This is a genomic window from Megasphaera sp. DISK 18 (assembly GCF_001682955.1).
GTDB classification, from domain to species: domain Bacteria; phylum Bacillota; class Negativicutes; order Veillonellales; family Megasphaeraceae; genus Megasphaera; species Megasphaera massiliensis.
Window position 1 is genome coordinate 72,664 of record NZ_LUGJ01000017.1, and the last position, 11,902, is coordinate 84,565.

Below are 11,902 nucleotides of genomic sequence, written 5' to 3' on the forward strand. Positions count from 1 at the left end.
TCACAAACATTTGTCTTTTTCAAAAAGCCAAATTTGGTTAACTTTTCTTTATAATTTAAATTTTTAAGTGGGATTTTTCTTTCTTCATTTTTGCTGTTTCGAGATTAAAATTTTCATTTTAAAACTTTCTTTACTGTGTCAAAAAATCATAACTTTCCCAACTTTGCTTATTTTGATACAATAAAGCTAAGAAGGGCGTCTCTATAGGTACGGTTTATATTTGAGGTGGTTTTACTATGACTTTACAACAATTGCGTTATATCCTTGAGTTATCAAAACACAATTCTATTTCTGCCGCCGCCCAGGCTCTGAACATCGCCCAGCCCAGTCTCAGTGCCGCCATCAAAGACTTGGAAACAGAATTTTCTCTGACGCTGGTCAAGCGAAATCGTCACGGCATCACGTTCACATCGGCCGGGTTAGAGTTTCTGCACTATGCCGACCACATCTTAGCTCATGCTGACGAAATGCATGACCATTTTCACCCTGAAACCGGCCAGGAAGACGCGCACACCCTGACCGTTTCATCTCAGCACTACCCCTTTGCCGACGAGGCTTTCATCCATGCTCTGCAGCGCATATCGCCGACATCAGCCTACACCTTTACCCTGCGTGAAGGTCGGACATCGCAAGTCATCCACGACGTCGTCACCCGTGAAAGCCAACTGGGCATCCTCTTTTTATCCCACATGAACGAAAACTTTTTGCAGGACCTGTTCCAAAAGAACAAGCTGGAATTCACGTCTCTCTGTACGTTTACGCCCTGTATCTACGTCCGCTTGGACCACCCCCTGGCAGAGAGTCAAAGCATCCCTCCCGGCAAGCTTAAGGACTATCCCTGCGTCCGCTTCGAACAAGGTCACGACCGCTCGCAGTTTTCTGAAGAACTGCTCCTATCGGACCCCTCCAATCGGCAGAGCATCTATGTCACCGACCGATCGACACTGTTCAGCATCATCCGCGCAACCGACGCCTATACCATCGGAACGGGGCATGTCGCATCGGCCATCATCGGACGCCACATCACGGCCATTCCCATTGCCAATCCCTTGGATACGATGACTGTCGGCTGGATAAAGATAAAAGAGGAGGCTCTTTCGCCGGAAGCGCTCCTGTACGTCAACATTTTATCAGGACTGCTTACGGGCCGAGAATAAGAGTTACGGCTAAAACAAAGAATCGGGGTTCACGGACATCTTCGTGAACCCCGATTCTTTGTCTCTGCGCCCCCTTGAAAAGACGGCCGTACTACCTCCCGGTTCTAAGACAGACAGCCCTTTCAAAAGTCCCGGAGGAAATGGATGCGTCTCCCCATCTTGTAACACGGCCTTAAAAGCATCTGCAGACGCAGCGAAGGGCCATAATCAATACCTCTCTGTCAGCACAAGAGAAAGGCTATTTACGGTTTCACAGGACTGTCCCTTATCAAAACCGGCTGACCGCTATACCCTTTCATACGCCGCAACCCACGATAAGGACGACAATACCGGAAAGGCCTTCCCCATCTTATACACAGCTCATCGGCATCCTAAGAATGCCCCGGTCTGTACCTCGACGCTGAAAGACATTACATGTCATGCCCTCCCGCTGCCTGTCACAGCAGTTACGCTCATCCCAGACAAGAAAGAGTCCGGCCAAATTCATTTCAATGCCTCGCAGAACTTCTCCATCTGACACCTCCGTCTACGATCTCTGAAGGGCTGTAGGAGTCGACGGACCGCAAGAACTCCATATGGATGACGAGACACACAAAACGAGACTGCCATAGATATCTATGACAGTCTCGTTTTCATGAGGCCGTCCTCCCGGGACAGCCCCGCCTAACCTTTAATACTTATTTGTCGTATGCCTTTTCTAAGCGTACATAGCCTTCATAACGGTCCTTAGCATCTTCTTCGGTCTTTTCAAAGAGAGCTTCGGCAATTTCCGGGAAGGTGCGCTGCAGGGACGAGAAGCGAGTTTCGCCCATGAGGAATTCGCGGAAGTTGTCTTTCGGCGGTTTGGAATCGAGGATGAACGGATTCTTGCCCTGTTTCTTCAATTCCGGATTGTAGCGCCAGAGATGCCAGTAACCTGCATCGACAGCACGTTTTTCTTCGAGCTGGCTCTGACCCTGACCGATCTTGAGGCCGTGGTTGATGCACGGTGCATACCCAATGATGAGGGACGGGCCATCGTATTCTTCAGCTTCTTTGAGAGCCTTCATGAACTGGTTCTTGTCGGCACCCATAGCGACCTGTGCGACGTAGATGTAGCCGTACTGAGCCTGCATCATGCCGAGGTCCTTCTTACGGGTCTTCTTACCGGCTGCGGCGAACTGAGCGACAGCAGCTGTCGGCGTAGCTTTCGAAGCCTGGCCGCCCGTATTGGAGTAAACTTCAGTATCGAAGACGAGGACGTTGATATCTTCACCCTGCGCCAGAACGTGGTCCAAGCCGCCGTAACCGATATCGTAAGCCCAGCCGTCGCCGCCGAAGATCCACTGGCTCCGTTTAACGAGGAACTGTTTCATATCGTAAACCTGTTCCAATTCAGGTTTGCCGTCTTTTTCAGCTTCGAGGAGAGCGATGACCTTATCGGACCGTTCGCGAGTACCTTCACTCTTAGCCATGTTTTCTTTCCAGTCTTTCAGTGCAGCCTGTAATTCAGGACTTGCAACGTCCATAGCCGCATCGACGTACTGAGCCAAGAGTTTCCGTTCCGTCTTTTCAGCCAGCATCATGCCGAAGCCATATTCAGCGTTGTCTTCGAAGAGGGATGTCGACCAAGCCGGGCCATGACCCTGTTCGTTCTTGGTGTAGCCGCAGTCCGGTGCACTGCCGCCCCAAACGCTGGAACAGCCGTGAGCATTGGCAATGATCATGCGGTCGCCATAGAGCTGGGTAATGACTTTACAATACGGAGTTTCAGCACAGCCTGCGCAAGCGCCGGTGAATTCAAGCAAGGGCTGTTCGAACTGGCTGCCGATAACGGTGTTCTTGTCCATCGGATTCGGTTTAATCGGCAGGTTGATGACGTAATCCCAGAGATCTGCTCTGTATTCTTCTTCGTCGAAGGGTTTCATAGTCAGAGCCTGTTTCGGGCAGACATGCGTACAGCTTCCGCAGCCGAGGCAGTCCATGACCGATACGACGATATTGTATTTGTATTCCGGTGCTGCTTTGATTTCCTTATCCTGATAGCCTTTAGGAGCGTTCGCAGCTTCTTCCGGCGTCATGAGGAAGGGACGGATAGCAGCGTGAGGACATACGAAGGAACACTGGTTACAGCCGATACACTTTTCAGCATCCCAGCTCGGTACGAACATGGCAACGCCGCGTTTTTCTTCAGCAGCCGTGCCGGTCGGCCAACGACCGTCTTCAAAGCCGTCATATGCGCTGACCGGAAGGTCGTCGCCTTCGAGAGCATTGACAGGAATGGAGAAGTCACGGAAGAATTTCGTGTGTTTCGACATATCGACCGGTTCGTCAACAGCATCAGCCCAAGCGGCCGGAACATTAACTTTGACGATAGCAGACAAGCCCTGGTCAATCGCTTCGTTGTTCATGTCAACGATGTTCTGACCTTTTTTGCCGTACGATTCGACAACGAATTCTTTCAATTTAGAGATAGCCAAGTCAAGGGGAATGACGTCAGCCAGTTTAAAGAAGGCCGACTGCATAATCATGTTGATGCGGCCGCCAAGACCGATTTTCTGTGCAATACCAACAGCGTCGATGATGTAGAACTGGACGTCGTTGCGAGCGATGGAGCGTTTAATTTTAGCCGGTAATTTTTCATCGAGTTCTTCCGGTTTCCATACGGTGTTCAGTAAGAAGGTACCGCCCTTCTTGATGCCCCGCAGGAGGTCGAAGCCGTGCGTATAGGATTGACGGTGGCAGGCGATGAAGTCTGCGTCATTGATGAGATACGGCATCTTGATCGGCGTATCGCCAAAGCGCAGGTGAGAAACCGTAACGCCACCGGATTTTTTCGAGTCATATGCAAAGTATGCCTGAGCGTACATATCGGTGTTGTCGCCAATGATCTTGATAGCGCTCTTATTCGCACCGACCGTACCGTCGGAACCGAAGCCCCAGAACTTACAAGCTTTCAAGCCTTCGCCAGCCGTATCGACGTCCTGGACACGCGGCAAGGATTTATGCGTAACGTCGTCAACGATGCTCAAGGTGAAATCGTTCTTCGGTTCGAAGGCTTTCAAGTTATTGAAAGCAGCTACGACGTCGCCCGGTAAGAATTCTTTCGATGCGATACCATAACGGCCATGGTAAACTTTCGGAGCTACGTCAGCAGCAGCGAAGGAAGCAGCTACGCTGTGGTACAGCGGTTCGCCGTTAGCGCCCGTTTCTTTCGTACGGTCTAAGACGGCAATCTTCTTAACCGTATCAGGAACGGCTGCCAGGAAGTGTTTTTCCGACCACGGACGGAACATGTGAACGTTGATACAGCCGACTTTTTCGCCTTGTTCGACGAGCAGTTTAACCGTTTCTTCAATGGTCTGTGCGCCGGAACCCATAGCGACGAGGACGAGTTCAGCGTCAGGAGCGCCGGTGTAGTTGAAGAGATGGTATTCACGACCGGTGATTTCGCTGATTTTCTTCATGTAGCCTTCCGCAACTTCCGGGACGCGGTCGTAGAATTTGTTCAAGGATTCACGATGCTGCATAAAGACTTCAGCCGGTTCGCAGAAGGAAATCGCTTCCGGATTATCCGGGTTCATGCCGCGTTTACGGAATTCACGAACGGCATCCATATCGAGAAGCGGACGGAGTTTTTCATAAGGAATAACTTCGATTTTCTGGATTTCGTGAGACGTACGGAAACCATCGAAGAAGTTAATGATAGGGATACGACAGGTGATAGCCGTTGCATGGACGACAGCAGCCAGGTCCATGATTTCCTGAACACTGGATTCACACATCATGCTGATACCCGTGCCGCGCATAGCCATGGCATCGTCATGACCGGCAAAAATCGTGTAACCGTTCGTTGCGACTGTACGGGAAGCGACGTGGAAGACGCCCGGCAGCAATTCGCTGGAAATTTTGAACATATTACTGAGCATGATCATCATGCCCTGAGAGGACGTGAAAGTCGTCGTAAGGGCACCGGTATTCAAAGCACCGTGCATCGCACCGGCAGCACCTTTTTCAGACTGCATTTCCTGAACCTGGACGGTTGCGCCAAACAAGTTCTTACGGCCATGAGCAGCCCATTCATCGACGTGTTCAGCCATCGGCGACGACGGCGTAATCGGGAAGATGGATGCCAGTTCCGTAAAGGCATAGGCAATATGGGCGGCTGCCTCGTTGCCATCCATAGTCTTAAAAACTTTCTGTGTCATAATACTGTTCCCCTTTCTGTAAAACATCGTAACTTGAAAGAATCCGTGTACACTTGGAGTCATCCCATTACATTGCAAGGACAAAATAATCACTATAAGCTATGTAGCTATGGTATTAACTAGATGACTATTTGTTATCCTCATTGTACTATTTATAAAAATTTTACGCAAGAGCTTTCCAGTAAAACGTTCATCTTATGCCGATTCTGTCTAAACGCATACATATTTATGTAATCGTTGCATGGACTTTACGAGGAACAAAGATTCATCATGACGACGATTACATTTTATAAAGAAAAGAATCCGTAAAGGTTCTGAAAAGTAAGAGGGTCTTAAATTTGTGAAAGTTTTCCCATCAAAGGTCAATACAACAAACAAAAAAAAGACCCCGCATTATAGCACAAAGCGTAATGCGGGGTCTCTGTTACAGGTTATTAGAGGGCCTTTTCGATAATCGGATCTAATTCTTCCGGAGTCGTGCTCGGTTCAAAGCGCTGAACCTGGCTGCCGTCACGGCTGACGAGGAATTTCGTGAAATTCCATTTAATGCCGTTGCCTTCGGCATTGTCCGGATAGTGTTCAGCTACGACCTGCTGAATCAGGCGGCCGCTGTCTTTATCCGTTTCATAGCCTTTGAAGGGAGCAGCTTCGGTGAGGTATTTGTAAAGGGGATCTGCCTTTTCACCGCGAACGTCGATTTTGGCGAACAGCGGGAAGGTAACGCCGTGGTTCAGGCGGCAGAAATCTTCGATATGTTTATTATCTTCCGGATCCTGTTCCAAGAACTGGTTGCACGGGAAACCGAGAATGACTAAGCCCTTGTCCTTATATTTTTTATAAAGAGCTTCCAAGCCATCGTACTGCGGCGTAAATCCGCATTTGCTGGCCGTGTTGACGATAAGCAGCAGTTTGCCTTCATACTGGCTCAAGGCAACGTCGCCGCCGCGGATATCTTTAACAGTAAAATCAAATACTTTCATTGTGTTATTCCTCCTGTTTCTCTTAGACGTCATGAATTACGCAGCCACCAAATTCCGGTGAACACATAGCGCTGTCAAGGGCCGGAGCTTCTTTAACGGAGAAAGTTTCCTTCCACAGGCCGTGGAGATTGCAGTATGCATAGACTTCGCCATTATCGCCGGTTTCAAAATGAGCCTTCGGTTCTTCACCCGGTTTGAGATAATGGATATCTACACCCTTATCGTCGACCAGGGCAATCCATTCAATATAATGTTTTTCTTCCATCGGATGAATGACAGAACCAACCTGAACTTCCAGATGGTTGTCGATTTTCTGGATACAGGGGACGTGTTTTTCCTGTGCGGCATCAACGGAACCAGCTACGAGATGAGTCAATTTTTGGCCTGCATAAATTACTTCTTCCGGTGCCTGTGCGCCGACGACGACCAAAACTTTACCATCTGCATCATTGCGGTAAAATTCAACATGCTTCATATCAATTCCTCCTCCAGGGGATAGCACCCCTCAATCAAAAATAAAAATAAGCTATATAATCTAAAAAAATTATAAGCATTTGCTTCCTAATTAATACTTTTTCTTATGTGTTTATTATAGGTCAAATTGTCATATTTGTCAATAACGGAGAATTATTATTCTTTATATAAGTAAGTGCAGAAAGACCTTACAGACTTCCATTTTTGATGATTTTATGCAGGTTTTACGGGCTTTACCGCCCATTCTGAAAAGACAGGTTTCTTATTATAATATTTTTTCTCCCATTTTACCACTCGCCTTTCATCAAAATTCCGTCGTATCGTTCCGCAACATGAATTCGGCAAAGGCAGCCTCCCTCCATAAAATGAACAAGGCCTCCACGGCTGTGCATAGAAAAGCCGCCGCAACAGGGCTGTTGCGGCGGCAGGGCTTTTTTTTAATATCAGAATAAGAAACGTCGTTGTGCATGCAGATACGTCAAAGGCAGTTACACTCCGTCAACGAGATGAGCTGCATCCATCCCGGGAACGACATCATAATGGCGGACGCCCCCTTCTTCGGTACAGCAGAGGAGACCTTTATCCATAAGATACTCGACATGAGACAAGGTTTCTCCTAAGGCAAACCACTTCTGCGTCGGCGGAAAGTCTTTCCAGGGTTTGCCGCGCATGGACCAAGTCATATGGGGTGCAATCTCATAGGCCGTGCTATGCGGATATTCCGCGGCCAAGTGAAGGACTTCACGGAGGCGTCGGTCGTGATGAGCCAGAAGTTCATCGATACGGCCGACGACCGACGTATCACCCTCCCGATGAGCCGGCAAAGCTTGGCTGACCGGCAGGTCCTTCACCTTCTTCAGGCTTTCCAAATACCGCTGCAGGGCCTGCTTCATGTGGTACCAAACCTGGATATTCGGCGTAATGTCAAACAGGATGTGGTCGCTCGTAAAGAAAATCTTTTCTTTGGGCATATAGAGGCAGCACAAGCCCGGCGTATGCCCCGGTGTATGAATGACCGTAAGCTCACAGCCCGCCAGGTGCAGGACGTCTCCATCAGCGACCGCGTTAATCGGAAAATGCGGGTCCGGTGAAAAAGTTCGAGCCTGATTGGAAAATTGGCTCTTGATTTCTTCCGGCGGCATCCCTTCGCGCATGAAATTGTCTTCAGCAGCCTTCCACGTCGAGCCGTCTTCCGAGTCGACAAGGTATTGATAGTCGACGGGATGCATATAAATCGGGCAGCCCGCTTTGGCAAAGAAGCCGACAAGGCCGGTATGATCCGCATGGAGGTGCGTCAAAAATAAGGACGTGTGGCGGAGATCAATGCCGAGCTCTTCTAAACCGCGGCACAGGGCCTCACGGCATTCCGGACGGTTAAAGCCCGTATCGATGACCAGATTCTCGCTCTTACCTTTAATGACATAGGCATTTAAATACTGGAGCGGATTATCCGGTAATACGACGCGGATGCGGTATACATCCGGCGACGCATGCATTTTTTCAATCATAAAGTCCCTCCTAAAGGTGCGTAGAAAAAGAGACTGCCGCAGACGCGGCAGTCTCTTGTACTCATAGCTTCTTTTTCCGCGGGTTGTAGCGGTTCATGCCCTTGTCGACACCGAGGCGCAGACAACCTTCAATGGCCGTCGCGGCGTCTTCGATGCCCTGGAGATACTTTTCACGCAGTTCCTCCGGAAAGGGCGTCAAGACGTGATCGATGACATCGTGATGCGGTAAAGGGCGGCCAATACCGACGCGAAAGCGGGTGAAATCGGTGCAGCCGTTAGCAAAGAGACTCTTGATCCCATTATGTCCGCCGTCACTACCGTTCTTACGAATGCGCAGGCGGCCGACAGCCAAATCCATGTCGTCATAAGCAACGTAAACATCAGGCTGCTCTACCTTATACCAACGCATCAGAGGACCCACGGCCCGACCGCTGTCATTCATGAATGTCTGGGGCTTGACCAAGATGATTTTTTCATCGTCAACGGTCACTTGGGCCACGAGGGCATCCATTCGTTCCTGCCAGGACGACACTTCCCAGCGTTTGGCCAGTTCATCGATGACATCGAAACCCGTATTATGTTTTGATTGTTCATATTGACGGCCCGGATTGCCCAGGCCTACGATCATATGCACGGTATCGTTTCCTTATTTATCGAAAAGACGGCTGACAGAGACGTCATGGAAGATGCGCATAATCGCTTCACCCAAAAGGGGAGCTACAGAAAGGACCTTGATCTTGTCGCTCTGTTTTTCCGGCGGCAAGGGAATCGTATTGGTAATGATCAATTCGGAGATGACCGATTTCTGAATCCGTTCGACAGCCGGATCGGTGAGGACGGCATGGGCGCAGGCTGCAAATACGCGGGAAGCTCCCATTTCCTTCAAGGCTTTGGCACCGCCGCATAAGGAACCTGCCGTATCGACGATATCGTCGGCGAGGATACAGGTCTTGCCCTTGATATCACCAATGATATTCATGACTTCGGCAACGCCCGGACGAGGACGGCGTTTTTCGATGATGGCAATAGGCGCACTGACCCGGTCAGCCAGGTCACGGGCACGGGTTACGCCGCCGAGGTCCGGCGATACGACGACGAGGTCACCCAAATCGGTTTCTTCTTTTTTCTGGTTAATATACTGAGCGATGATGGAAGCCGAACCGAGGTGATCGACAGGGATATCAAAGAAGCCCTGGATCTGGCCGGCATGGAGGTCCATCGTAACGACGCGGGTGATTCCCGCTCTGGTCATTAAATCAGCAACCAGTTTCGAGGTAATCGGTTCACGGCCGCGGGTCTTGCGGTCCTGACGAGCATAGCCATAGTACGGAACAACGGCGGTAATATGTTTTGCCGAAGCGCGTTTCAGGGCATCCGCCATGATCAGCAGTTCCATGAGGGTATCGTTAGCCGGCTGGCAGGTCGGCTGAATGACGAATACATCCTTACCGCGGACGCTTTCATCGATCATGACCTGAATTTCACCATTATTGAACTTACCGACAAAGGCCTTGCCTAATTCTAATCCAAGGTACTCAACAATTTCTTTGGCCAATTCCGGATTGGCATTCCCCGTAAAAATCTTCAGCTTTTTCCCGTCTTCGTAACTCATAATGAGCCTCCCTGTATGAATATTGTAATATATGATTCGATATAAAAACCGATAAACGCTAGGTGGAGAAAGTGTTATTTCTTATAGGTATCGTCTTTAACCCAGTCTTCGATATTGCGCTGCCGAGCGCGGGCAACGGATAAGGATTTGGCCGGTACGTCTTTGGTAATCGTAGAACCGGCACCGACATAGGCGTAATCACCGACCGTAACCGGCGCTACGAGGTTACTGTTGCAGCCGACAAAAGCGTGATTGCCGATGGTCGTGCGGTGCTTGATTTTTCCGTCATAATTGACAGTAATCGTCCCGCAGCCGATATTGACGTTCTGACCGACATCGCTGTCGCCGATATAACTGAGGTGAGGCAGTTTTGTGCCGTCTCCGACAGTCGAGTTTTTGACTTCCATATAATTTCCGACTTTTACGTGATTGCCGATAACCGTATCGGGGCGGAAGTGAACGAAAGGCCCGACTTCACAGCCGTTTTTGATTTGGCAGTCATGAGCATACATGAACTGCACATGGTCATCATCGCCCATCAGTACATTGGTCATGCGGACATAAGGGCCGATGTGGCAGTCCTCGCCGATGACCGTCTGACCTTCGAGAATCGTTCCCGGATAAAGTACCGTATCGCGGCCGATGGTAACGGTCGTGTCGACATAGGTATTATTAGGATCAATAATAGAAACGCCGTCGGCCATGAGCTGGTCCAGTTTACGGCGACGCATAATTTGTTCTGCTTCTGCCATTTGCTGACGGGAGTTGACCCCCAGCGTTTCATCATAGGACGGAGCTGCAAAAGCACTGACAACGCGGCCCGACGATACGAGCATGCCGATGATATCGGTCAAGTAATACTCGCCCTGAGCATTGTCATTGGTAACGTTGTGCAGCATATCCCACAAAAGGGGCATATCAAAGCAATAAATGCCGGCATTTACTTCGTCGACAGCCAGTTCTTCCGGCGTGCCGTCTTTTTGCTCGACAATTTTGACGACCTGCCCTTTATCATCACGGATAACGCGGCCGTAGCCCGTCGGATCCGGCATATGTGCCGTCAGTACCGTTGCCGCAGCACCGCTCTTTTCATGGCAGTCGATGAGAGCCGTAAAGGTTTCCGTCGTTACCAAAGGAGTGTCGCCGCAGGTAACGAGAAGTGTACCGGAAGCGCCTTGCAACAACGGTTCCGCCTGCAGCACAGCATGACCGGTACCGAGCTGTTCCTGCTGTACAACCGTTTCAGCCCGGTCACCGAGGTAGTCGCGGACCTGTTCTCCGCCAAAACCGACAACAACAATTTGGCGCGTCGTTCCGGCTGCCTTAACAGCCCGAAGCACCTGTTCCACCATCGGAACGCCGCCGACTTTGTGCAAAACCTTGGGAAACTTCGATTTCATTCGCGTCCCCTTGCCGGCAGCGAGGATAAGTGCAATAGTATTTTTCATTCAGCAATAGCCTCCCTGAATTACATCACTATATAAATCCTTTTAAGGATACCACAAAACGAGGCGAAAAAAAAGGCTGTTGCACAACTTACTGTACAACAGCCCCTTTTCAGCTAATGGATATCCTAGCATCAACTTGAGATTAACCTAATACATAAACGACGACGTCTTGACGGCCGAAATTAAGGGCTTCACTAGTAGAATCCATGGCCAAGTCAATACGGTCACCGACAATAGCTCCACCGGTATCAGCGGCAACGGCATAGCCGTAACCTTCAATGTAAAGCTGAGAGCCGAGGGGAATAACCGACGGGTCAACGGCAACCATACCACGCTGGAGATACTGGCCGGTTGCAGTGTATCCACTGCCGCCGCCATCTTGAGCCGTATAAGCCGTAGCTTCCATAACCAACCGACGCTGGTGACCTTCCGTCGCCGATGCAGCTTCTTCCGGAACCGGGCGACCGCTGGCTTCAGAGAGCGCTTCCATCGTCTGCGAGCCGACGATTCCGTCGGCAGACAGACCATGGTCTGTC

9 protein-coding genes are annotated in these 11,902 nt (G+C 50.0%); 1 reads left to right on the plus strand and 8 read right to left on the minus strand.

Translation table 11 applies throughout. The features are described 5' to 3' along the window. Positions 1-236 precede the first annotated feature (236 nt). On the plus strand, positions 237-1,157 hold the full coding sequence (locus A0U42_RS04105) for a LysR family transcriptional regulator (protein ID WP_083122271.1): 921 nt from the start codon (positions 237-239) through the stop codon (positions 1,155-1,157). A gap of 677 nt (positions 1,158-1,834) precedes the next feature. On the opposite strand, the gene nifJ is transcribed toward A0U42_RS04105, so the two are convergent. The 8 genes from nifJ to A0U42_RS04145 form a co-directional block, all read right to left on the minus strand. Then, positions 1,835-5,344 (minus strand): pyruvate:ferredoxin (flavodoxin) oxidoreductase, encoded by a 3,510-nt coding sequence (nifJ, locus tag A0U42_RS04110; protein ID WP_065359972.1) that lies wholly within the window; start codon positions 5,342-5,344, stop codon positions 1,835-1,837. A 434-nt stretch (positions 5,345-5,778) separates the two neighbouring features. Next, a complete protein-coding gene (locus A0U42_RS04115) occupies positions 5,779-6,324 on the minus strand; it encodes a glutathione peroxidase (RefSeq protein ID WP_044505394.1) in 546 nt (181 codons plus the stop codon). A 22-nt stretch (positions 6,325-6,346) separates the two neighbouring features. After that, a complete protein-coding gene (locus A0U42_RS04120) occupies positions 6,347-6,799 on the minus strand; it encodes a desulfoferrodoxin family protein (protein WP_044505393.1) in 453 nt (150 codons plus the stop codon). A gap of 487 nt (positions 6,800-7,286) precedes the next feature. After that, on the minus strand, positions 7,287-8,306 hold the full coding sequence (locus tag A0U42_RS04125) for an MBL fold metallo-hydrolase (RefSeq protein ID WP_065359973.1): 1,020 nt from the start codon (positions 8,304-8,306) through the stop codon (positions 7,287-7,289). Between the two features lie 61 nt (positions 8,307-8,367). Then, positions 8,368-8,934 (minus strand): aminoacyl-tRNA hydrolase, encoded by a 567-nt coding sequence (gene pth / locus A0U42_RS04130; protein ID WP_065359974.1) that lies wholly within the window; start codon positions 8,932-8,934, stop codon positions 8,368-8,370. Positions 8,935-8,952: 18 nt separating this feature from the next. After that, a complete protein-coding gene (locus A0U42_RS04135; RefSeq protein ID WP_065359975.1) occupies positions 8,953-9,918 on the minus strand; it encodes a ribose-phosphate pyrophosphokinase in 966 nt (321 codons plus the stop codon). Positions 9,919-9,992: 74 nt separating this feature from the next. Beyond that, positions 9,993-11,366, minus strand: a complete 1,374-nt coding sequence (glmU, locus tag A0U42_RS04140) for a bifunctional UDP-N-acetylglucosamine diphosphorylase/glucosamine-1-phosphate N-acetyltransferase GlmU (protein WP_065359976.1) — start codon at positions 11,364-11,366, stop codon at positions 9,993-9,995. A gap of 142 nt (positions 11,367-11,508) precedes the next feature. Then, positions 11,509-11,902: 3D domain-containing protein (locus A0U42_RS04145; RefSeq protein WP_065359977.1), on the minus strand; the 394-nt coding region annotated here is incomplete at its 5' end.